This is a genomic window from Amycolatopsis sp. cmx-11-12, from assembly GCF_046269425.1.
Lineage (GTDB): Bacteria > Actinomycetota > Actinomycetes > Mycobacteriales > Pseudonocardiaceae > Amycolatopsis.
The window spans coordinates 312801-333177 of record NZ_JADNQM010000004.1 but is presented as its reverse complement, the minus strand read 5'-3'; the positions used below and the strand labels follow the sequence as shown (position 1 = coordinate 333177).

The window sequence follows — 20377 nt, the reverse complement described above, 5'->3', positions numbered from 1 at the left end:
GAGCGGACGAACTAGCGGCATTATTAACGAAACGGGCGGTCGAGTAAAAGAAATCGGAGGCCGTGATGAGTAAGGAAAAAGTGTCCCGCGGCCCCGATTTGCCACGCACTCTTCTTGAGGCTCGGGGGAATATGGTGATGCGTACTCCCTCGGGTGAGGACGAATCGGCAGATTGGGTGAAGTATCACCGTCATAACGTGAAGATGTTCAAAGCGGTCGCGGTTTCTGATCCCGACCACAAATGGGAATGCCTGGCGTGGGCCGATATCGAACGGCGTCGGGTCGAGGAGTTCACGAACCGGCCGGAATGGCGGCAAGTAGATGATGGGCCGTCGGAGGTGGTGTTGTGATGGCGGCGCGGCCGAACGCCTGGCGTAAGCCGTCGGGGCAATCGGAGTTCGGCGCGGCAGGGTATCTGCGGAGCCAGCGGGAGCGGATGAACTGGAGTCAAGCAGAGCTGGCCGCGCGGGTGGGGGTCAGCGACGCGACTATTTCCCGGATCGAGACCGGTCAGAGGCCGATTACGTCGTTGGAGACGTTGATGCGTTTGGCTCAGGAGCTTGCGATTGGTTTCGATGATCTGCTGTCGCTGGTAATCGGCGATTACCGGATGAAGGCGGGAGGCTGGCGTGACCGGACGTGAAACGGTTCAGGAGTTCGAACAGCGAATGTGGCGCATGTGGTCGGATCGTCCGTGTCCGGACACGTCCCGTGCCGGTGGCTGGATTCGGTGGCTGCGTGTCACTCGGGGTTTGAGTGCCGTTGAGGTCGCGGACCGCGCGGATATCTCGACTCAGTTCATCTATGAGCTGGAACGCGGCAAGAAGCGGCTGAACTCGACAGAGAAGGCTCTGCGCCTCGCGGACGCGTTGAACCAGGACCCACTGCGGTTCATGCTGCGGATACTGGTCGACATTCTGGAGGACCAGGAGATCTATGTTCCGGAAATCGGTGAGCGGGTGTGAACGGTCGCGACTCGGAGATGGTTCCTCTCCTGCATGACGGTTCGGCGCTGGACGGGATGACGGCGGCGCAGTGGTTGCGGCGGGCTCGAAAGTATCGGCGTCTGACGCAAGTGCAGCTGGCCAAGCGATCCGGCGTCAGCAAGAACCATGTCAGCCTGTTGGAGCGGGGCGAACGGGCGTTGTCCACGGTGGACACGGTGGTCCGACTGGCGGATGGCCTGAAGATTGCGCGGGAGCAGGTGTGGCTCGTCGCGCTGCGGGAGTTCGAGCGCAAGGAGCGTGCCCACTCAGAGAAATGATCACGTAGTCGAGAATTGAATATCACAATTTTTACACGTGGGGACGCGTGTTAGATAAACGCGTCCTCGCGTGGCTAAAAGTGTCCCTATAAAACGCAGAACCGGCCGGTCGGCAAACTGAAACCGGTTCTGCGCCTGTCCACTGGAGCAGTGAACAATGACGAAGATAAATGATGGCAAGTGGTGTGCGTCAACGGGGGTCACCCGAACGCGCTGCCCTGAATGCAAGAGGTTCGCTCGGCTGTTGCCGGGTGAGGAGAAATGCTCCCCGTGTCTGGGGATGCTGCCGTTGCCGATCGTGGTTCCCGCTGCTGGTGGGCGGGGTGGTCAGCGATGAACACGCAGGAGATCATGACCACTCTCGCCGTGGGTGGTGGGCTGGCGGTGGTGTTGTGGGTGCTGGCGAAGGTCGGTCGTGTGCTGGCGGCTGTGTTCGAGGCGCTGGCCGCGTTGGCGGTGCTGGGTGTGGCGCTGTGGGGTCTGCTGCGGGCGGTCGGCTGGATTGTTCGGCAACTCGTCGGGCACTGGCGGACCTGCCTCGCCCTGGTGGCCTCGTGGGCCTGGTGCACGATGCTGGGCTGGGTGTCCCTCGTCGTCACGATCGGCGTCCTGGCGGTCGCACAGCTCGTGTGGTGGCGCTGGGATGCGGTCGGGTATGACCAGTGGTGCGGTCGGTGGCTGCGGGCGTGGTGGCTGCGCTGGGCGCTCTACGGTCGCAAGTTGGCGGGTTGGTTGCATGCCTGCGGGTTGACGGTGCGGGATGACGCGATCCCGGTCGACGTGACGGTGAACCTGGTGTCTCGTCGGCGCAAGCGTGAGGCGGTCGCGAAAGCGCGTCAGGCGTCCGGGGTGGCGGTGCCCAAGCTGCTGTCGGTGCGCTCCGGTCCGTCGTGGGATGAGGTCCGCGTGCGGCTGGTTCCGGGCCAGAAGCCGGAAGACTTCGATGAGGTCGCGCGGGAGCTGGCGGTGGCGCGCAAGGTCTCCCGGTGCCAGGTGCGGGAGCTGGAACCGAACGTGGTGTCCATCGACTTCATGCGCCGCGATCTGCTCGACTCGGCGGTGATGTGCCTGCCTGTTCCGGAACTGATGCCTACCGATGGCACGGGGGTGGATCTGCGGGCCGTGTACGCGGGGTCGACGGAGTACGGGACGCCGTGGACGGTTCCGTTGATGGGCCGTGGCGCGCACACGCTGGTGGCTGGTGCGACGGGTGCGGGCAAGGGGTCGGTGATGTGGTCGCCGCTGGTGTCGGCTGCTCCCGCGATCCGCGCCGGTTTGGTGCGTCCGTCGGGGATCGACCCGAAGGGGATGGAGTTGTCCTACGGGCGCGGGATCTTCGCCCGCTACGGGCAGTCGGGTAAGGAAGCCCTGGAGATCCTGGACGCGCTGATCGATGAGCTGGAGAACCGTAAGCGCGTCTTCGCCGGACACACCCGTGAGGTGCCGCTCTCGACGGAGTATCCGTTGGAGTTGCTGGAGTTCGATGAGATCGGCGCCCTGACCCGCTACACCGACCGCAAGACCCGTGAGGCCATTGTGGAACGGGTGGCGGTCCTGGCCACGCAAGGCCGTGCGCTGCTGTTCACAGTGCGCGGGTACGTCCAGGAGCCGACGAAGGAGACGGTTCCGGTGCGGGAGTTACTGCCTCGGCGGGTGGCGCTGCGGGTGACGTCGAAGACACAGGTTCCGATGGTGCTCGGTGACGGCGCCTATGAGCGCGGTGCGTGGGCGAACCGGATCCCGGAGGGCGCGGCCGGTGTCGGCTACGTCTGGGGCGAAGGGATCCGCGAACCGCTGCGTGTCCGGGCGGGCTGGGTGTCGGACGAGACGGTGAAGGCGTTGGAGCACTACGTCACCAACGGTGGCGCTTCGGTCGTGCACCTGTCCGATCGTCGCGGCGAGAGGGGGACGGCATGAACCGGCTGATGGTGTTCCTGGACGCGATCCGCGACCACCTGGACGAACACGTGCTGCCTCCGGCGGCGCTGGTGTCGGTGTCCTCGCACCTCGACCCGATTTCGATCCAGCTCGACGTGAACGAATTGGGCAAGGTCGCGGCTGGGCTGCTGCGGTGGGTGTCCACCTTGGACACCGTGGCCGGATCGCTCGTGCGCACACCCGCTGACAGTGTCGTGCTGTCGGTGACAGGCCGGACTCCGTGCGGTGTTCCGGTCAAGGTCTACGGGGTCGTCGCGTACACCTTGGACGCGTTCCCGGACCTGCCGGTATCCACCCGGCAAGACCTGCCGATGGCTGCCCTGCACGGCTGGGCCACGTCTGAGGGGGTGGCTGCCTGATGGACGCGAGGACGACAGATTCGCAGGTCGGGGGCACTGTGGCCAGCTCGCCGGCACCCCCGAATGGAGTAGTGACCGGAGCAAGCCGCGGGGCACTCTCCGCAGAGGTCGTGAAGGCCACTGCGGAGAAACACGGCGTGTGTGTCCGGCCGTTCACGATGGAGGTCGGCGACACCGACACCGGGGAGATCCGCTACGTCCTCGTGCCGTGCGGGTCGACGGTGGAATCGGTGTGTCTTCCCTGTGCTCGCAAGGCAAAGGCGCTGCGGCAGGCGCAATGCCGTGAGGGCTGGCACATGACCGAAGAACCCGTGATCACGCGGGAAACCCCGTCAGAGAGCCAAACGGAGCTGGTGGCGTTCCGTGCTGACCTGGCGACGGCCTACCGGGAGGCGGTGGCGGCTGGTGATGAGGTCGAGCTGGAAGAGATCCGCGCGGAGGTCGCCTCGGTGGATGAGGAGCTGCGGGCGTCGGGCATGACGGGTCGCCTGCCCGTCCTCGACGCCCCGGAGCGGAAGGCGGTGAAGCGGTCCACGAAACGGAGACAGGACGCGCCGAACCTTCCTCGTCGGAAGGTGTCGGCGTCGACGGTGGGACGGGAGTACGCGGGGCGGTTCCGGCCGTCGATGTTCGTCACGCTCACTTGCGACACCTACGGCCCGGTGCGGTCGGACGGTTCGCCGGTGAACCCGACTTCGTATGACTACCGGCGGGCTGCTCGGGATGCGGTGCACTTCTCGGCGCTGGTGGATCGGTGGTGGCAGAACCTGCGGCGCGTGGTCGGCTGGGACGTGCAGTACTTCGCCACCGTGGAACCTCAACGGCGGGCGGCTCCGCACCTGCACACCGCCCTACGCGGCTCCATTTCCCACGAAGTCATTCGGATGGTCACGGAGGCGACCTACCATCAGGTGTGGTGGCCCAATCATGACGAGATCGTCTACACGGATCGGGAACCGTTGTGGGACATGAATTCTCGTGTCTTCGTGGACCCGGACACCCGGGAGCCTCTGCCGTCGTTCGATGAGGCGAAAGAGGTGGTCGAGGAACCGGCCCATGTGGTCACGTTCGGCCGCCAGGTGCACTCGAAGGGAATCCTCGGCGGCACGGAGGAATCCGGCCGTCACATCGGCTACCTGACCAAGTACCTGACCAAGTCCACCGGTGAGGTAGTCGACGCTGACACTGCCGCACAGCGGGATCACCACGACCGGTTGCACGCGGAGCTGGCGGTGACCCCGTGTTCGCCTCGGTGCGCGGTGTGGCTGCTGTACGGCATCAACCCCAAGGGGGCCAACGGAAAGACCGTCCCCGGGCACTGCAAGGGCCGCGCACACCGTCGGACCACGTTGGGGCTGCCGGGGCGGCGGGTGCTGGTGTCGCGGAAGTGGTCGGGCAAGACCGTGGCCGATCACAAGGCGGACCGGAAGGCATTCGTGGTGTCCGCGCTGGCGGATATCGGTGTGGTCAAGGAGGAACCGGCGGCGGATCGGTTCGTATGGCGCAAGGTCGAACCCGGCGACACCCACTGTCCGCCACGTGACCACCTGGTGATGCGCGCCATCGCCGAACGAATCACCTGGAGAGCCGAGTACGACCGGGCGCTACTGGCTGCACAGGGGCCGCCCGGCGACGGTCCAGAAACTTCGGCAACTCGGCAGGCGGCGTAAGGGGGAACTGATGATCACGCGTAAATGGCACACCGTTGCCGAGGTGGCGGAGATGCTGGGCTACGGACTGTCGAAGACAAAGATGCTGGTGGCTACCGGGCGTATTCAGTCCGTTAAGGACGGTCACAACCGGCGGATTCTCCCTGAATGGGTTGATCAGTACATCAACGATCGAGTGGCGGAGGCTGCCTGATGACTGGGAAGGCACGTGCTGACGGGGAAGGCTCGATTTACCCCCATCGCAACGGCTTCGCTGCCTACGTGTGGGTCACGACTCCCAGCGGGGAGAGGAAGCGCAAGTACGTCTACGGGAAGACGCGCGAGGAAGTCCACGAGAAGTGGTTGACGCTGCACCAGGAAGCCAAGAAAGGGCCGGTAGCGACTCGGGTTCCGAACTTGGGGCCGTACTTGCACTACTGGCTTGAGGAGGTCATCCGACCGAACCGGGCACCCAAGACGTACGTGAACTACGAGCTTTTCGTTCGGCGGTACATCGCTCCGTTCTTGGGAGACAAGCGTCTCGACCGTCTGCAACTTCGTGAGGCACAGAAGTGGGTCAACAAGTTGCCTTTGGTGTGCCAGTGCTGTGCACAGGGGAAGGATGCTCGTAGGTCTCGGGCCAAACAGCGGTGTTGCGCGCTCGGGCGATGCTGCGAGCAAGCACCGTCGGGTCGCACGATCAAAGACATTCGGGACTGCCTGCGTAGCGCGTTGAACTACGCGTGTCGCGAAGAGTTGATCAGTCGCAACGTGGTGGCGCTCGTGACCCTGCCGACTCTCCGGAAGCCGAAGCGGCAACGGTGGTCCAGTGATGAGGCTCGGAAGTTCCTGGAGTCGGCCAAGTCCGAGAACGATCCGCTGTACGCGGCGTATGCCCTCGTCCTGATCATGGGCATGCGTGAGGGTGAAGTGCTCGGCATTCCTGATGAGGCGATCAACTTCGAGACGTCGGAGCTGGATATCTCCTGGCAGTTGCAAAGGGTCCAGAAGAAGCTCCTGCATCGTCAGACGAAGACACCGACGTCTGACGACACCATGCCCCTGATCGACATTGTCACAGCCGCGTTGAAGCTGCGGCTGGAGCGTCGGGGGAGGGACAAGGAGAAGGCAGACGCCTGGCTGGACAGCGGACTCGTGTTCACGACAGAGCACGGCACGCCGATCGAGCCGCGTAACTTCCTCCGGTCGTGGGCGACGCGGTGCAGGAAGGCGGGTGTCCGGTACATCACCGTGCACGACGGTCGTCGCTCCTGCGGGTCGTTGCTGGCGGATCTCGACGTGCACCCTCGGGTCGCGATGCGGATTCTCCGGCACGCTCAGTTCGCGGTCACGATGGAGATCTACACCGAGATTTCGTCGGACCAGACGCGGGCGGCGCTCAAGAAGCTCGGCGACAGCCTGCAATGACCTGCTGCTGTACTTCGCTGCTGTACGGGTAGCAAAAAGGCCCTTCCCATATCCCTGGGAAGGGCCTTTGACCTGCGGTGGAGCTGAGGGGAATCGAACCCCTGACCTTCTCGATGCGAACGAGACGCGCTACCAACTGCGCTACAGCCCCTGATGAAACTTGCCCCTCGTTTGGAGCTCCATGAGCCTATCAGTGGTTCATGGAGCTCCAAAACTCGGGGGTCACTCTCCGGAGGCCCGGCGGAAAGGCCTGGTCCCGGGCTCGTCGAGCTCGTGGAAGGCCGGGTCCTCGTCGTCGAGGTCGACGACGACGGCTTGGCGCCGGAGGCGGGACATCGGGGACGGCTTGCGCTCCACGACAGCCGGACGTTCGGCGGCGACGACCTCGATGTCCTCGTGGGACTCGCGGGACTCGTGCGTTTCGTCGTCGGCGTTCGGCGGGCGGCGTGGGGTGCGGGTGTTGTTGTAGCGGGCGAGGCGGCGCTGCCGGATGTCGTTCTCGATGCGGACCTGGCGGCGCAGGTACGCGAGGTAGCCGATGAGGACGGCGTCGACGACACCGTTGGCCCACCAGACCATCGGGGTCAGGAAACCGGCGACGACCGCGGTCGTGACCACCAGCACCAGGAGCGCGATGACGATCCGCTGCCGGAACGCGTACTTGGCGCGTGCGGCGATGTCGGCCGCCTCGGGGTCGAATCCGCCTCGGCCGGGCCGGTAGCCCGCGCTTTGGCGTTCTCTTTCGGTGTGCGACCCGCGCGAGGGCTGGGGAAGCGGTTCGGCTTCCGGCTCCTCGTCTTCGAGGTCGGCGTCGAGTTCGGCCTCGAGCTCGGCCAGGTCGTCTTCTACCGACGGTTCCGTGTTCTCCGCCATGGCGAACTCCTCCGGTCCCTCTTGGCGTGTGCTCCCGCTCCGCACGACTCGCGCCGCCAGGGCCGAGTCCGTCGTCCGAGCGACCTGCTGGCGCTTGCGGGCGACCATGGGCACGAGAACGACGAGCCATGCCGCTGCGAGCGCGACGATGATCACCGAACTGGGCATCTCCCGTCACCTCCCCCGATCCACTGCTGTAGTCACGCTAGCCACAACAGTCACACACGCCGCGCAGACTCGCCGGTTTCGATCACGGAAAATGCATCACCAAATTAGGTGAATCTCACAGTTTGTGGTAACGCGGTCACTGGAACGACCCGGTGATGGGGTCAAACGCGCTCGGCGAGGCCCTTCGCGACGAGCCGGGAGACCAGTCCGTCACCGGTCTCCTCCTTGGTGACGGCGTAGCAGAAGTGGTCCCGCCAGCCGCCCGCGACATCGAGATAGCGCTCGAAAAGGCCCTCTTGCCGGTACCCGACTTTGTTGAGAACCCGCAGGCTGGGGGTGTTTTCGGGGCGGACGGTCGCCTCGAGCCGGTGCAAACCGCCGAAATCGAAGACGTGGTCGGTGACGAGGGCGACGGCGCCGGTCGCGACACCGCCGCGGACGGTGTCCGATGACACCCAGTAACCGATCCAGGCCGACCGGAGCGACGCCCGGATGACGTTACCCACAGTGATCTGCCCGGCGAAGCGTCCATCCACCGTGATAGTGAACGGAAGGCACTGTCCGCGCCGGGCCAGGCCGCGCAGGGCCAGCCATTGCGACGGCCACGACCAGAACGCGTTGCGATCCGGCCACGGTCCGATGCCGGTCGGTTCCCACATCTCGAGGTGCTCGCGGTCCCGCAGCCGGACGCGGCTCCACTCGGCGGCGTCCCGCAGCCGGACCGGGCGGACGGTGAGGACACCGGCTGGCACCCGGAGCGGCCCGAGTTTCGCGGGCCAGCCCGGGTGCCTGCTCTCGATCGGATACGCGCCGCCGGAGATCGGTGCGCCCATTACGCCCGCTGGGCCAGGAAGGTCACCTTGACCTGCTCGCCCGCGGCGACCTCGGTGAGGTCTTCGTCGATGTTGATCAGGCAGTTCGCCTCGGCCAGCGACGCGAGCAGATGCGCGCCGGAGGTGCCGAGCGGCTGCACCAGGTACTCGCCGTTGCCCTCGTCGCGCAGCAGTTGCCCGCGCAGGAAGCCTTTGCGTCCCTTGGTCGAGGTGATCGGGGAGAGCAGCCGCGCGCCGACGATCCGGCGGTGCGGGTTGCGGGTGCCGCGCGCGGCGCGGATCAGCGGGCGGACCAGCACCTCGAACACGACGAGCGCGCTCATCGGGTTGCCGGGGATCAGGAACGTCGGCACCGAATCGGGGCCGAGCCTGCCGAAGCCCTGCACCGAACCGGGGTGCATGCCGACGCGGGTCATGTCGATGTGGCCGAGGTCGGACAGCGCCGCGTGCACCTCGTCGCCCGCGCTTCCGCCGGCACCGCCCGCGACGACGACGATCTCCGACATCAGCAGGCGGCCTTCGACGATCTCGCGCAACCGTTTCGGATCGCCGGGGACGATGCCGACACGGCTCACCTCGGCGCCCGCGTCCCGCGCGGCCGCGGACAGCGCGTAGGAGTTGACGTCGTAGACCTGCCCGACCGACGGGGTGCGGTCGATGTCGACCAGTTCGTCGCCGACGGACACGATCGAAACCCGTGGCCGCGGGTACACCAGTACCTTCGCCCTGCCGACCGCGGCGAGCAGGCCGACCTGCGCCGAGCCGATGGTGTCGCCCTTGCGGACGGCGACGTCGCCGATCTGCACGTCCTCGCCGGTCCGGCGCACGTAGCCGGCGGACGGCACCGACTTGTGCACGGTGACCTTGGCCTGGTGGCCGTCGGTGTACGCGGTCGGGACGACGGCGTCGGCGAGCGTGGGCAGCGGCGCGCCGGTGTCGACCCGCACGGCCTGGCCCGGCTGCAACCGCCGCGGCTGGCGTGAACCGGCGGCGATCTCGCCGACCACCGGCAACTGCACCGGCTCCTGGCCCGCGGTGCGGACGTCGACGCTTCGTACCGCGTAACCGTCGATGGCGGCCTGGTCGAAACCGGGCAGCGCGTGTTCGGCGACGACCTCTTCGGCACACAGGAGGCCTTGGGCCTCGGAGATGGCGACCCGGACCGGGCGCGGGCGTACCGCGGCGTCCAGGGTCAGCGCGATCTGATCCTCGACGGAACGGAACTGTCCCGCGTCTTCGGTCTCGGCCGCTTCGGCGATGGGCTCCGTCATGACTGGGGGATCTCGATCCGTTCGTTCGACCAGGCACGCGATAAAGGCCCGTCGGTGAACTGAAGTTCACCACCGTTACCAGGAGTGATGCGGTCCGAAGTCATGGAAATCGCCCGATCGGGCAAGCTCCTCGTCGTCCGTGCCGCCGGGGTGGTCGCTGCGCCTGTCATAGGCGTGAAGCCTAACCTGACCACGTGGGCAAGCCCGGCAATGAACACCTGAGCAAAGCGGAGTGGCGTTCTCGGATAACCGCCGAACGGCGTTCACAGGTGTCGGAGGACCGAGAGCGAGAGGCGGTGTCGCTGGCCGCCGCGGCCGCGCGGCTGCCGGGCGCGGTCGTCTGCGCGTATGTGCCGTTCGGGACCGAACCGGGCTCGACACTGCTCCTTGATCAACTTCTCGACCAGGGCAAACGTGTCCTGCTGCCGATCGTGCCCGACGAGCCGGGGCCGCTCGGCTGGGCCGCCTACGAAGGCCCGTCGACACTCGGGCCGGGGCGGTTGCGCGGACTGCTCGAACCGACGGGCAGTCGGCTCGGTCCCGACACGCTGGGGACGGCCGATCTGGTGCTGATCCCCGCGCTCGCCGTCGACGACGAAGGCGTCCGGCTCGGCAGGGGCGCCGGGTATTACGACCGGTCACTCTCCTTCGCCGCGCCGGGTGCCGCGCTGATCGCCGTCGTCCGGGACGCCGAACTCGTCCGCGCCCTGCCCGCGGAACCGCACGATGTCCGGATGACCGGGGTGCTGACCCCGGACCAGGGGGTGGCCCCGCGGCCGGTAATGCCTGGATAGCCGGAGTGCTGACCCCGGACCAAAGTGCTGCTCCGCGGCCGGTAATACACTGACGCCCCGACGCAGTGGTTCAGAAAGGGCACAATGAGCTCTGACGCGCACCTGTCCGATCGTTTCGCCGAAACGCTGTCGAAAATGCGTTCCGCGGGGGCACACGCCATGGAACTGGCCGCCCTGCGACGACGGCTCGAGCAGCTGTCCGAACCCGGCGCCGGTGAATTGCCGGGAAACGAACTCGAACCTCTCGGTGACATCAGCAGGCTCGTGGAGCTACCCGAGCCGGACGCCGAAGAAGCGCGCCGGGTACTGGACCGCACGGCCGTTCTCAAGCTCAACGGCGGTCTCGGTACGAGCATGGGGCTCACCGGGCCGAAATCGTTGCTGGAAATCAAACCGGGGAAGACGTTCCTCGACGTCATCGCAATGCAGGTGCTCTCGACCCGCGAGAAGTACGGTGCGCGCCTGCCGCTCATCCTGATGAATTCGGCGGGTACCCGCGAGCCTTCGCTGGAGTTGCTGAAGAAGTATCCCGATCTCGCCGACGAGGTCATCCCGGCCGACTTCCTCCAGGGACGCGAACCGAAGATCACCGCCGACGGGAAGCCCGCCGACTGGCCCGCGAACCCGGAACTCGAATGGTGCCCGCCGGGGCACGGCGACATCTACATCGCGCTCGCGGTGAGCGGAATGCTCGATCTGCTGCTGGCGCAAGGCATCCGCTGGTGTTTCGTGTCCAACGCCGACAACCTCGGCGCGCTCCCGGACGCCCGGATCGCCGCGTGGCTCGCAAACGAGGACATCCCGTTCGCGATGGAGACCGTGCTCGGCACCGCGGCCGACCGCAAGGGCGGGCACCTCGCGCTGCGCGACGGCCGGATCGTCCTGCGCGAGTCCGCGCAGGTGCCCGACGGTGACGACTCGTTCGGCGATGTCGCCAAATGGCGCTTCTTCAACACCAACAACATCTGGTTCGACCTCGAACGCCTGAAGGCCTTGCAGGACGCCGACCCGGCCGCGCCGGCGCTGCCGCTGATCGTGAACCGGAAGACCGTCGACCCGGCCGACGCGGCCAGCACGCCGGTGATCCAGCTCGAAACGGCGATGGGTGCGGCGATCGGTTCGCTCGAGGGCGCGCGGGCCATCGAGATCCCGCGGTCCCGGTTCGCCCCGGTCAAAACCACCGACGACCTGCTCGTCGTCCGCTCCGACGCGTATGTGCTCGACGACGGCGGGGAGATGATCCCCGAGTTCACCACCACCACCACCACCCCGCCGGTCGTGTCGCTGAGCAAGGAGTTCTACAAGCTCCTGCCGGACTTCGACGCACGCATCCCCGACGCTCCCTCGCTCAGGGAGTGCACGAGCCTCGAAGTGGACGGCGACGTCACCTTCGGGAAGAACGTCGTCGTCCGGGGCGACGTGAAGATCACCGGTCCGAAAACCGTTCCGGACGGCGAAACCCTTTAGGTTCGCTGGGCGATGAACACGTACTCGCGTCCTGGACGGTCGGGGGCGTCCCGGACGTCCAGGACGCGGAAGCCGTGTTCGCTCAACAGTGCTTCCAGGTCTTCGCGCTCGCGGAACCAGAGTTTCGAATCCGAGGTGACGACCTCGCCGTCTTCGAACCGGTAGCTGTACCGGAACGAGACGAACGGGAGGTCCACCTCGGTGACCTCGCGCCACTGCTCGACCTCGCCGACGCCCGGGACGTCGATGGTGTCGTGCGCGGTGTCGGCGGCCCAGTCCTCCCAGACACGGCGGCCCGGACGCCGGATCTCGAACACCAGGTGCCCGCCCGGCGCCAACGCGGTGTGGACGCCTTCGAGAGTCCGGCTCCACTCGTCGTCGGTCAGGAAGACCTGGGCCACGTTCCCGGTCATCACCGCGAGATCGGCGCCCGCCTCACCCGCCGCCTTCGCGTCACCGTGGATCCAGGTGATCTTCCCGTCCGGGTCCTTGGCCTTCGCGATCTCCAACGACGCTTCGGCCGGATCGACGCCCACGACCTCGATCCCGCGTCCGGCGAGGAGAACGGCGAGGCAGCCGGTGCCGCAGCCGACGTCGAGCACTCTCTTCGCCCCGAGTTCGCCGATGATGGCGAGGTAATGGTCCAGGTCGTCGCGAGCGCCGTCGAAGGCGTCGTAGATCGGTGCGAGCCGTGCGTGGGCGAAGAGCGCGTCAGGCATTCGGCGACGATAGTTCCGGGACGCGTTCGGGTGCCACGGATTTACGCCAGGCCCGTTCTCCCAGCAGCGCCAGGAAAGCGGGCAGCAACACCCCGCGGACCAGCGTGGCGTCGATCAGCACGGCGACCGCCATCCCGACGCCCATCATCTTGTACTCGATCGCGCTCAGCGTGATGAAGACACTGAACACGCCGACCATGATCACCGCCGCGCTGCTGACCACCCCCGCGCTCGTGCCGGTGCCGCGGACGATCGCGGTGACGGCGCCGTCGCCCCGGCGTTCGCGGATCCGGCTGAGGATGAAGATGTGGTAGTCCATGCTCAGCCCGAGCAGCAGGACGAACATGAACATCGGCAGCCAGCCGACCACCCCGCCGTACGGGGTGAATCCCAGCAGGGAGGCGAAATGGCCGTCCTGGAAGATCCAGGTGAGCACGCCGTAGGCCGCGCCGATCGACAGCAGGTTGAGCACGATCGACACGAGTGACACCGCCACGGACCGGAACGCCAGCAGCAGCAACAAGAACGCCGCCAGCAGCACGAAACCGAAGACCAGCGGCATTCGCTCGATCACCCGGTCGGCGAAGTCGCGGGCGCTCGCCGTGCGGCCCGACACCGCGAACTCGACGCCGTCGACCTCGCCGATCGTCGCGGGAAGCACCTCGGTGCGCAGTTTCGCCAGCGCGGCGTCGGCTTCCGGGTCGCGACCCGCCCCGGACAGCGGGACTCGGACGACCACCGCGTCGCCGACGTCGGAGACGGCGATCGGTTTGTTGAGCACCCCACCGGTCTCGCCGATCCGGCGTTCGAGGTCCGTGATCGCGGACCGCAGCGCCGGGCTGTCCACCGGGCCGCCGTTCTCGGCCGTCAGCACCACCGTCGCCGGGTAGACGACCCCGGGGAAGGCTTCCTGGGTGCGGACCGCGGCGTCGATCGTCGCCATCGAGCGCGGCAGGCTCTCCGCCGGTGTCGGATCCTGCAGGCGCATGCCGAGCGCGGGCAGCGTGAGCAGGACCAGCAGCGCGGTCGCGAGCCCGCCCCACAGTGCGGGCCGCCGGGTGACCGCGCGGGCGGTCGCGGACCAGAACCGCGAGTTCTCCGCGGCGGTGCGCCGCTTGCCCAGCCAGGGGATCCTGCCGCGATCGACCTTGTCTCCCAGCAGGGAGAGCAGCGCGGGCAGCACGGTGACCGAGCCGAGCACGGCCAGGCCGACCACGAACGCCGTGCTGATCGCGAGGCCGGTGAAGTTGTCGAGTCCGGTGAACACCAGCCCGCTCACGCACAGGACGACCGTGATCCCGGAGACGACCACGACGTGCCCGGACGTCTTCGCAGAGATTCGGATGGCGTCGTCGACGGAGTGGCCTCGCGCGCGTTCTTCTCGTTGCCGCCGGAGGAAGAACAGCGAATAGTCGACGCCGACGGCCATCCCGATGAGCAGAGTGATCACCGTCGTCGCGCTGTTGATCGGGGTGAAGTCGTCGACGACGGAGAGGAACCCGAACGTCGCCGCGACACTCGTGCCCGCCAGCAGCAACGGGACCGACGCCGCGACCAGCGCTCCGAAGACGATCAGCAGGATCACCAGCGTCATCGGCAGGGACAGGAACTCCGAACGCTTGACGTCCTCCCGGATGCCCTTGTCGACCACGGTCGACAGGCTGAGATCTCCGGACAGGCCCAACCGGACCGACGGATGCCGGGCGGCGACGACGTCGACCTGCGCGGCCGCGGCCTCGAAGTTCGGGCGGATGTCCTTCTCCCCGCCTGCGATCGCAAAGCCGACGAGACCGGACGCGCCGTCGGTCGAGACCCGTTCGGCGCCGTCGGAGGCCAGTGGCGAGCGGACGTCGGTGACGGAGCCGGATGTGGTGAGCGTGGTGACCAGGTCTTCGGTCGCCCGCCGGAGTTCTTCGTTGGCGGCGAACGGCGGTGAGCCGGGGTTCTTCGCCTCGATGAGGACGTTCTCTCGTAAGGGGGCGAAGGTGCTCTGGGCGTTCAAGGCGGTCTGCGCGCGGCCGGATTCGCCGGGATCGGTGCTCCTGCGGCTTTCACCGTCCAGCAGCGTTCCCGACAACAGGGCGATGACGACGAGGGCGACCCAGCCGACGAGGGTGAGCGCGCGGTGCCGCACGGACCAGGCGGCGATTCTTTCGGGCAGCATGAACTACAGTCCTTTGCGTGAAGGAGTGAGATGCCTCGGGCGAGGTTTTTGCTTCTTCTTTCCTGGGCCGTCGAGTTGCCGCTCGGCGGCCCAGGGTCTTTCCGGGCCGGTGGTCAGTCGACCTCCTTGAGGATCCGTTCGACCGAGCCCACGCTCTTCTGGAGATCCGCGAGGCGCCCGTCGAGTTCGGTGAGTTTGCGTTCGGTCTCTTCCTGCGCCTGGACGGCCTTTTCGGCGAGCCTGCGGTATTCCTGTTCGCGCGCGAGCGCACCCCTGGCCCGGATGGTCGCGCCGAACTGCCACACGACCACCGTGATCACCACGGTGAGGAACACGAAGATGCCGATCAGCCCGGCGACCTCCTGCCATTGATGCCACTTCACGGTCGTTCCCCCTGATCGACGGTGTCCGGTGAGGTGAGCGTCGGCGCCGCGGCGGCGATGGTGCCGGGGCTCAGCTCGACCAGGAACGGTTTCACCTCGTAGAATTTCATCGCCTTCCCGTCCTCCGACAGCTCCAGTGAGGCCGAAACGAGCCCGACCGCCTCCAGTTTGCGCAGGTGGAGCTGCAACAGCGCCCGGCTGATGCCGAGCTCTCGCGCCAGCTGGCTCACGTACGCGCGCTCCGCGCGGAGCGCCGCGACGATCCGCAGCCGGTGCGGATTCGCCAGTGCCCCCAGCAGCCGCAACAGCTCGTCGCCGGAGGGTCCGGTGGCGGTCATGGCGAACTCCTGCACATGCCAAAGAAACCTAGCAGGTGCTGGCTCGATCTACCAGGTGTTCCAGCCAGACGTTCGGTTCCACGTACACGCCGACGTCCAGCGCCGAGGAGGCGAGAACCGGCGCGATCCCACCCGGCAGTCCATCTGGGCGACGGCGAGCGACGTAGTCCTCAAAGGACAGTCCGGGTTCGTCTCCTTCCCGGCCGGGCGGACCGGCACGACGAGGTTGCGCATACCTGTCTCCGAGGCGCGCTTCTTCAGTGCTTCCAACGCTTTCGTGGCCAGGCCGCCACCACGGCGGCCTGGCGCGACCATCACTTCGAGTGCGATCAGCGTATTCGTCTCACGGGTGCTCAGCAGGTCTTCCGCGGCCCAGATCAGGGCGGCGTCCCAGCCGTGGTCCGGCAGTTCCGGGCGTTCGGCCGTCGGGAACCCGACCGGGACGGCGGCCGCTCTCGCCACCGGGACACCGTCTTCCAGCAGCACGAGGAAATACTCCGGCCAGCGGGTGGCCAGGTCTTCGATCACGATCATGTCCTCAGTAGAACCCGAGGACACTTGCTCTCACGAGGTGGCTTTCGGGGTGGGCCTAACGCACCGGCAGCGCGCGGCGCCGTCCGGTGAGGCCGGTGGTGTTGAGGTTGGCGCGCTCGCCGGCGGAATGCCCGTCGAGGTAGCCGCTGCCGGACAGCCGCCTCGGCGGCGCCGAGCGCAGATCGCCGTACTGTTCGTCGTATGCCTGTTTGACCATCGCCGTCCGGTCCTGGATCACCAGTTCGGCGGAGCGACGGCCCGCGGTGGCGGTGTGGGTGCGGGCCGCGGTGTCTTCACTGTTGCGGAGCCGTTCGTAGACCGCGCCGGAGAATCCGTGCAGCCAGGTGCGCCGGTACGCGGCCAGCGATTCGCCCGCGAACACGCGGCTCTCCGGGCGGACCCTGGTCAGCTGGGTGGTCGCCTGCAACAGCAGGCTCGTGTACAGCAGTTCGGTCCGCTCCAGATCGGTGCGGAAACCGAACACCGTCACCGCGGTGACGGACTGGCCGAGCCGGTGCAGCAGGGCCCGGCAGCGCAGCGGATGCGCGATGTTGGTGAGCAGTCCCGCCTTGTCACGGCTGTACGGGTTGTCGAGCGGGATCATGATCTGGGTGATCTCGTCGGCTGTCGCCCCGGAGGCGGCCAGCAGCGCTTGATCGATGCCGTACCTGGCGATCAGCTCGGCGGCCTTGGTGTTGTAGGACTCGGCTTCGGCCTCGGTGACCGCCGGATCCTCCGCTTTCGCGAGAAGTTTCCGGACGCGCGCGAGCAGCGTGTCGTGATCGGGCATGGCCCCCCTTCCTGATTGGGTTGAAGCGGATCAACCTAGGAGAGGGGTCCGACAATATTCGGGTGAGATGTTCGGATCCCGGCAAGGGGGTGGTATGTCGATCGACGTGTCGGTGGTCGGTTCCGGCCCGAACGGGCTCGCGGCGGCGGTCTTGCTGGTCAGGGCGGGGCTGTCGGTCGAGATCCACGAAGCGGCGGACGAGATCGGCGGGGGAACGCGGACGGCTTCGCTGTTCGACGACGACGTCCGCCACGACATCTGCGCCACCGGGCATCCGATGGCCGCGGCGTCCCCCTTCTTCCGCTGGTTCGATCTCGCCGGGCACGGGGTCGACCTCCTGAGGCCGGAGATCGCGTACGCGCACCCGCTCGACGGTGGCCGCGCCGGACTCGCCTACGAAGACCTCGACCGGACCTGTGACGCCCTCGGAGCGGACGGCCCCCGGTGGCGCCGTTTGCTGGGCCCGCTGGCCGAACGCAGCCGCGAACTGGCCGATCTCCTGCTCGGAGACCTTCGCCGGCCACCCCGCGACCCCCGGATCGCCGCCCTCCTCCCCGCTCGGATGGCGCTGCTCGCTTCCGGGCTGGAGCGCCGCTTTTTCACCGGTCCCGAAGCGCCCGCGCTGCTCTCCGGTGTCTCCGCGCACGTGATGAGCCGCCAGCCCTCACTCGCCGCGGCGGGCGCGACGCTCCTGCTCGGCCACCTCGCGCACTCGACCGGCTGGCCGATCGCCCGTGGCGGAAGCCAGACCATCAGCGAGGCACTCGCCGCCGACGTCCGCGCGCACGGCGGGCGGATCCACACCGGCAGCCGGATCACCGACCTGCGGCAACTGGCGAAATCGCGGACGGTGATCCTCGACATCGCCCCGCGCGGCTTCCTCGACATCGCCCGCGACCTGATGCCGCCGCGCTACCGGAAAGCGCTGGAGTCCTACCGCTACGGTCCCGGCGCGGCGAAGGTCGATTTCCTGGTGTCCGAACCGGTTCCGTGGGCGGTGCCGGAGGTCGGCAAGGCGGGCACCGTCCACCTCGGCGGCACCCGCGACGCGGTGTACGCCGCCGAAAACGCCATCGTGCGGGGGGAAGATCCGGACGACCGCTTCGTGCTCGTGTCCGATCCGATGGCGATCGACCCGTCCCGCGGGTTGCCGGGCAAACGGCCAGTGTGGGCGTATTGCCATGTGCCGCACGGAGATCCCCGTGACGCCACCGGAATCGTCCGACGGCGGATCGAGCGGTTCGCGCCCGGGTTCTCCGACACGATCCTGGCGAGCCGCTGCCTCACCGCGCCGGAACTCGAGGCGTACAACGCGAACTACCCGGGCGGTGACGTCGCCGCCGGCGCGGTGAACCTGCGTCAGGTGCTCGGACGGCCCGTCGCGCGGTGGAACCCGCACCGGACCCCGCTCGGCGGTGTCTTCCTGTGCTCGGCCGCGACGGCGCCGGGGCCCGGCGTGCACGGGATGGGCGGCTGGTACGCCGCGAAAGCCGTACTGGGCAAGGACTTCGAGAAGCTCGTTCAGGAACCGCGAGGCCGCACGAGACCCGTTTCGTAGGCCACCACCACGGCTTGGGCCCGGCTGGAGATCCTGAGTTTCGTCATCACGCGGTTCAGATGCGTCTTCACCGTGGCCTCGCTGACCAGCAGGGTCCGCGCGATGTCGGCGTTCGGCATGCCGGTGCCGACGAACCGCAGCACTTCGAGTTCCCGTTCGGTCAGCCTGGCCAGCGCGGGCGGGGGCGCCGGCCGTTCCGGCGGCCCCTGGGTGAAGGCCTCGACCAGCCGCCGGGTGATGGTCGGGCCGAACAGCATGTCACCGCGCGCGACGGCGTGGATCCCGGCGATCAGCGTCTCCGGCGGGCTGTCCTTGAGCAGGAAGCCCGCCGCGCCCGCGCGCAACGCGGTGTAGACGTACTCGTCGAGATCGAACACCGTCAGCATGAGCACGTTCGGTTTCTCCGGCCCGGCCTGCGCGAGGATCCGCTCGGTCGCCGTGACACCGTCGAGTTCGGGCAGCCGGATGTCCATCAGGATCACGTCGGGACGCAGCGCGCGTGCTTTCTCGACGGCTTCGAGCCCGTTTCGTGCTTCACCCGCGACGCGCACGTCGGGAACGGCGTCGAGCAGGGCCACGAAGCCCGCACGGACGAGATCCTGGTCGTCGACCACCAGCACACTGGTCACCGGGCTCGCTCCTGCGGCAGATAGGGAAGGGTCAGTTCGATCGCGAAACCGCCGGATCCGGCGGGCCCCATTTCGATCGAACCACCGTACATTCTCGCCCGTTCGCGCATTCCGATGAGGCCTTGCCCCGCCGGATTGGGTGGCGGCGTCTCCACGGAAGCGGAATTGCGGATACCCAGCACGAGCGCTTCCTCGCCGTATTCGAGGGTGAGTTCCGCGGTCGCCTTCGCCGCGTGTTTCAGCACGTTGGTAAGCGCTTCCTGCGCGATGCGATAGGCGCACAGTTGCTGGCCGGGAGGGAGCCGCCGTGGTTCGCCGACGGTCCGCGACTTCACCGTGAGGCCCGCTTCACGCACGCGGGCGACCAGCGCGGGAAGGTCGGCGAGACCGGGCTGTGGCCGGTATTCGCGGGGTTCACGCTGTGGTGGGCGCAGCACCCCGAGCAGCCGCCGCAGTTCGTCGAGCGCTTCGGTCGTGGTCCCGGTGATGGTGTCCAGCGCGGAGCGCGCCGTGTCCGGGGACGATTCGAAGACGTAGCGCGCGAGGTTCGCCTGCACCGAGATCACCGAAATGTGGTGCGACACGACGTCGTGCAGCTCGTGGGCGATGCGGATGCGTTCCTCGACAACGGCCTGTTCCGCCTCGAGCCGGATTTCCCGTTCCGCGCGGACGGCGCGTTCCACCATCCTGTCCGCGCGCAGGTAGCCGAGCCGCCCGACGATGATCGTGCCCGCGCACTGCGCGATCAGGCGGGTGGTGTCGACCACGAAGGACGGTACCTCGCCGAGCACGAGGCCCAGCTCGAAAAGGACGACCCAGACGATGGTCGGTGCCACGGCTTTCGCGGGCGGATACCGCGCCCACACCGTGTACGCGGCGATGAAAGCCGCCGGTTCGCCCAGGGTGGCCCGATAGCCCAGCGCGGTGTAGACGGTCATGATCGAAACCGAGGTGAGCAGGACCGCGATCGGATGACGTCGGCGGACGATCAGCGGGAGGGCGATCAGGACCGCGAGGACGACGACCCCTGGCGCGACCGGGTCGCCGAACGAACCGCCGCGGGGTGCCGCGCCCATCGCGAGGAGGGCGGCCGCGGCCGTCGTGATCAGGCAGTCGGTAAGGAGCGGCCGTGCGCGGAGGAGCTGAAAGGGCTGGGCGAGGGACGGCACTTCCGAAAGTTACCGTCGGAGCGTTAAGGCGCCCAATTTCTGCAACTTT

The 20377-nt window shown here is 67.5% G+C and carries 23 protein-coding genes and 1 tRNA gene; 12 read left to right on the top strand and 12 right to left on the bottom strand.

Annotated features, from left to right (window positions below; genetic code table 11):
• Positions 1-65 precede the first annotated feature (65 nt).
• The 9 genes from ACLARN_RS08145 (at position 66) to xerC (ending at position 6638) form a co-directional block, all read left to right on the top strand.
• Positions 66-350: an AMED_5909 family protein gene (locus ACLARN_RS08145; protein WP_409490667.1), complete on the top strand. Its 285-nt coding sequence runs from the start codon at positions 66-68 to the stop codon at positions 348-350.
• Positions 350-643: a helix-turn-helix domain-containing protein gene (locus ACLARN_RS08140; protein WP_409490666.1), complete on the top strand. Its 294-nt coding sequence runs from the start codon at positions 350-352 to the stop codon at positions 641-643. The genes ACLARN_RS08145 and ACLARN_RS08140 overlap by 1 nt, the downstream gene beginning before the upstream one ends.
• A gap of 25 nt (positions 644-668) precedes the next feature.
• Positions 669-965, top strand: coding sequence for a helix-turn-helix domain-containing protein (locus tag ACLARN_RS08135; RefSeq protein ID WP_409490737.1), 297 nt, complete (start codon positions 669-671; stop codon positions 963-965).
• Positions 962-1264 (top strand): helix-turn-helix domain-containing protein, encoded by a 303-nt coding sequence (locus tag ACLARN_RS08130; RefSeq protein WP_409490665.1) that lies wholly within the window; start codon positions 962-964, stop codon positions 1262-1264. Before ACLARN_RS08135 ends, ACLARN_RS08130 begins: the two co-directional genes overlap by 4 nt.
• 333 nt (positions 1265-1597) lie before the next feature.
• Positions 1598-3181 (top strand): FtsK/SpoIIIE domain-containing protein, encoded by a 1584-nt coding sequence (locus ACLARN_RS08125; protein WP_409490664.1) that lies wholly within the window; start codon positions 1598-1600, stop codon positions 3179-3181.
• A complete protein-coding gene (locus ACLARN_RS08120; protein ID WP_409490663.1) occupies positions 3178-3561 on the top strand; it encodes a hypothetical protein in 384 nt (127 codons plus the stop codon). The genes ACLARN_RS08125 and ACLARN_RS08120 overlap by 4 nt, the downstream gene beginning before the upstream one ends.
• Positions 3561-5231 (top strand): replication initiator, encoded by a 1671-nt coding sequence (locus ACLARN_RS08115; protein WP_409490662.1) that lies wholly within the window; start codon positions 3561-3563, stop codon positions 5229-5231. The genes ACLARN_RS08120 and ACLARN_RS08115 overlap by 1 nt, the downstream gene beginning before the upstream one ends.
• A gap of 10 nt (positions 5232-5241) precedes the next feature.
• Complete coding sequence (locus tag ACLARN_RS08110; protein WP_409490661.1) at positions 5242-5424, top strand: excisionase family DNA-binding protein; 183 nt, start codon at positions 5242-5244, stop codon at positions 5422-5424.
• A complete protein-coding gene (gene xerC / locus ACLARN_RS08105; protein ID WP_409490660.1) occupies positions 5424-6638 on the top strand; it encodes a tyrosine recombinase XerC in 1215 nt (404 codons plus the stop codon). Before ACLARN_RS08110 ends, xerC begins: the two co-directional genes overlap by 1 nt.
• A 78-nt stretch (positions 6639-6716) precedes the next feature.
• On the opposite strand, the gene ACLARN_RS08100 is transcribed toward xerC, so the two are convergent.
• The 4 genes from ACLARN_RS08100 to glp all read right to left on the bottom strand — a co-directional run bounded on the left by ACLARN_RS08100 (position 6717) and on the right by glp (position 9783).
• Positions 6717-6789 (bottom strand) — tRNA-Ala (locus ACLARN_RS08100).
• Positions 6790-6860: 71 nt separating this feature from the next.
• The gene (gene glpR, locus ACLARN_RS08095) at positions 6861-7679 is read right to left on the bottom strand and encodes a gephyrin-like molybdotransferase receptor GlpR (RefSeq protein WP_409490659.1); all 819 of its coding nucleotides are present in this window, start codon (positions 7677-7679) and stop codon (positions 6861-6863) included.
• Between the two features lie 161 nt (positions 7680-7840).
• A complete protein-coding gene (locus ACLARN_RS08090; protein ID WP_409490658.1) occupies positions 7841-8512 on the bottom strand; it encodes a GNAT family N-acetyltransferase in 672 nt (223 codons plus the stop codon).
• A complete protein-coding gene (gene glp, locus ACLARN_RS08085) occupies positions 8512-9783 on the bottom strand; it encodes a gephyrin-like molybdotransferase Glp (protein ID WP_101610663.1) in 1272 nt (423 codons plus the stop codon). Before glp ends, ACLARN_RS08090 begins: the two co-directional genes overlap by 1 nt.
• Before the next feature lie 218 nt (positions 9784-10001).
• On the opposite strand from glp, the gene ACLARN_RS08080 reads away from it, so the two are divergent.
• The gene (locus ACLARN_RS08080) at positions 10002-10577 is read left to right on the top strand and encodes a 5-formyltetrahydrofolate cyclo-ligase (protein ID WP_409490736.1); all 576 of its coding nucleotides are present in this window, start codon (positions 10002-10004) and stop codon (positions 10575-10577) included.
• Positions 10578-10661: 84 nt separating this feature from the next.
• Positions 10662-12044, top strand: coding sequence for a UTP--glucose-1-phosphate uridylyltransferase (locus tag ACLARN_RS08075; RefSeq protein WP_409490657.1), 1383 nt, complete (start codon positions 10662-10664; stop codon positions 12042-12044).
• Here ACLARN_RS08075 and ACLARN_RS08070 read toward each other — a convergent pair.
• From ACLARN_RS08070 to ACLARN_RS08045, 6 genes are all read right to left on the bottom strand, one after another.
• The gene (locus ACLARN_RS08070; protein WP_409490656.1) at positions 12041-12763 is read right to left on the bottom strand and encodes a class I SAM-dependent methyltransferase; all 723 of its coding nucleotides are present in this window, start codon (positions 12761-12763) and stop codon (positions 12041-12043) included. The genes ACLARN_RS08075 and ACLARN_RS08070 overlap by 4 nt on opposite strands.
• Entirely contained in the window at positions 12756-14927 is a 2172-nt protein-coding gene (locus ACLARN_RS08065; protein ID WP_409490655.1) for an MMPL family transporter, read from the bottom strand. The genes ACLARN_RS08070 and ACLARN_RS08065 overlap by 8 nt, the downstream gene beginning before the upstream one ends.
• Before the next feature lie 113 nt (positions 14928-15040).
• Complete coding sequence (locus ACLARN_RS08060; RefSeq protein ID WP_364021820.1) at positions 15041-15310, bottom strand: hypothetical protein; 270 nt, start codon at positions 15308-15310, stop codon at positions 15041-15043.
• Positions 15307-15648: an ArsR/SmtB family transcription factor gene (locus tag ACLARN_RS08055; RefSeq protein WP_409490654.1), complete on the bottom strand. Its 342-nt coding sequence runs from the start codon at positions 15646-15648 to the stop codon at positions 15307-15309. The genes ACLARN_RS08060 and ACLARN_RS08055 overlap by 4 nt, the downstream gene beginning before the upstream one ends.
• Before the next feature lie 48 nt (positions 15649-15696).
• Positions 15697-16182 (bottom strand): GNAT family N-acetyltransferase, encoded by a 486-nt coding sequence (locus ACLARN_RS08050; protein ID WP_409490653.1) that lies wholly within the window; start codon positions 16180-16182, stop codon positions 15697-15699.
• A 55-nt stretch (positions 16183-16237) separates the two neighbouring features.
• Entirely contained in the window at positions 16238-16972 is a 735-nt protein-coding gene (locus tag ACLARN_RS08045) for a DUF2786 domain-containing protein (protein ID WP_409490652.1), read from the bottom strand.
• A 94-nt stretch (positions 16973-17066) separates the two neighbouring features.
• Between ACLARN_RS08045 and ACLARN_RS08040 the strand changes: the two genes are divergently transcribed.
• Positions 17067-18530, top strand: a complete 1464-nt coding sequence (locus tag ACLARN_RS08040; RefSeq protein ID WP_409490651.1) for a phytoene desaturase family protein — start codon at positions 17067-17069, stop codon at positions 18528-18530.
• Here ACLARN_RS08040 and ACLARN_RS08035 read toward each other — a convergent pair.
• Together ACLARN_RS08035 and ACLARN_RS08030 are read right to left on the bottom strand one after the other, a co-directional pair.
• Positions 18494-19159 (bottom strand): response regulator, encoded by a 666-nt coding sequence (locus ACLARN_RS08035; RefSeq protein WP_409490650.1) that lies wholly within the window; start codon positions 19157-19159, stop codon positions 18494-18496. The two genes, ACLARN_RS08040 and ACLARN_RS08035, sit on opposite strands and share 37 nt — an antisense overlap.
• Positions 19156-20328, bottom strand: a complete 1173-nt coding sequence (locus ACLARN_RS08030; RefSeq protein WP_409490649.1) for a sensor histidine kinase — start codon at positions 20326-20328, stop codon at positions 19156-19158. The genes ACLARN_RS08035 and ACLARN_RS08030 overlap by 4 nt, the downstream gene beginning before the upstream one ends.
• Positions 20329-20377: the final 49 nt, after the last annotated feature.

Excerpts from the sequence above, each read along its gene's own strand:
- ACLARN_RS08145 (WP_409490667.1), top strand. The coding sequence starts at position 66 with ATGAGTAAGGAAAAAGTGTCCCGCGGCCCCGATTTGCCACGCACTCTT.
- ACLARN_RS08140 (WP_409490666.1), top strand. The coding sequence starts at position 350 with ATGGCGGCGCGGCCGAACGCCTGGCGTAAGCCGTCGGGGCAATCGGAG.
- ACLARN_RS08135 (WP_409490737.1), top strand. The coding sequence starts at position 669 with ATGTGGCGCATGTGGTCGGATCGTCCGTGTCCGGACACGTCCCGTGCC.
- ACLARN_RS08125 (WP_409490664.1), top strand. The coding sequence starts at position 1,598 with ATGAACACGCAGGAGATCATGACCACTCTCGCCGTGGGTGGTGGGCTG.
- ACLARN_RS08120 (WP_409490663.1), top strand. The coding sequence starts at position 3,178 with ATGAACCGGCTGATGGTGTTCCTGGACGCGATCCGCGACCACCTGGAC.
- ACLARN_RS08115 (WP_409490662.1), top strand. The coding sequence starts at position 3,561 with ATGGACGCGAGGACGACAGATTCGCAGGTCGGGGGCACTGTGGCCAGC.
- ACLARN_RS08110 (WP_409490661.1), top strand. The coding sequence starts at position 5,242 with ATGATCACGCGTAAATGGCACACCGTTGCCGAGGTGGCGGAGATGCTG.
- xerC (WP_409490660.1), top strand. The coding sequence starts at position 5,424 with ATGACTGGGAAGGCACGTGCTGACGGGGAAGGCTCGATTTACCCCCAT.
- glpR (WP_409490659.1), bottom strand. The coding sequence starts at position 7,679 with ATGCCCAGTTCGGTGATCATCGTCGCGCTCGCAGCGGCATGGCTCGTC.
- ACLARN_RS08090 (WP_409490658.1), bottom strand. The coding sequence starts at position 8,512 with ATGGGCGCACCGATCTCCGGCGGCGCGTATCCGATCGAGAGCAGGCAC.
- glp (WP_101610663.1), bottom strand. The coding sequence starts at position 9,783 with ATGACGGAGCCCATCGCCGAAGCGGCCGAGACCGAAGACGCGGGACAG.
- ACLARN_RS08075 (WP_409490657.1), top strand. The coding sequence starts at position 10,662 with ATGAGCTCTGACGCGCACCTGTCCGATCGTTTCGCCGAAACGCTGTCG.
- ACLARN_RS08070 (WP_409490656.1), bottom strand. The coding sequence starts at position 12,763 with ATGCCTGACGCGCTCTTCGCCCACGCACGGCTCGCACCGATCTACGAC.
- ACLARN_RS08065 (WP_409490655.1), bottom strand. The coding sequence starts at position 14,927 with ATGCTGCCCGAAAGAATCGCCGCCTGGTCCGTGCGGCACCGCGCGCTC.
- ACLARN_RS08055 (WP_409490654.1), bottom strand. The coding sequence starts at position 15,648 with ATGACCGCCACCGGACCCTCCGGCGACGAGCTGTTGCGGCTGCTGGGG.
- ACLARN_RS08050 (WP_409490653.1), bottom strand. The coding sequence starts at position 16,182 with ATGATCGTGATCGAAGACCTGGCCACCCGCTGGCCGGAGTATTTCCTC.
- ACLARN_RS08045 (WP_409490652.1), bottom strand. The coding sequence starts at position 16,972 with ATGCCCGATCACGACACGCTGCTCGCGCGCGTCCGGAAACTTCTCGCG.
- ACLARN_RS08040 (WP_409490651.1), top strand. The coding sequence starts at position 17,067 with ATGTCGATCGACGTGTCGGTGGTCGGTTCCGGCCCGAACGGGCTCGCG.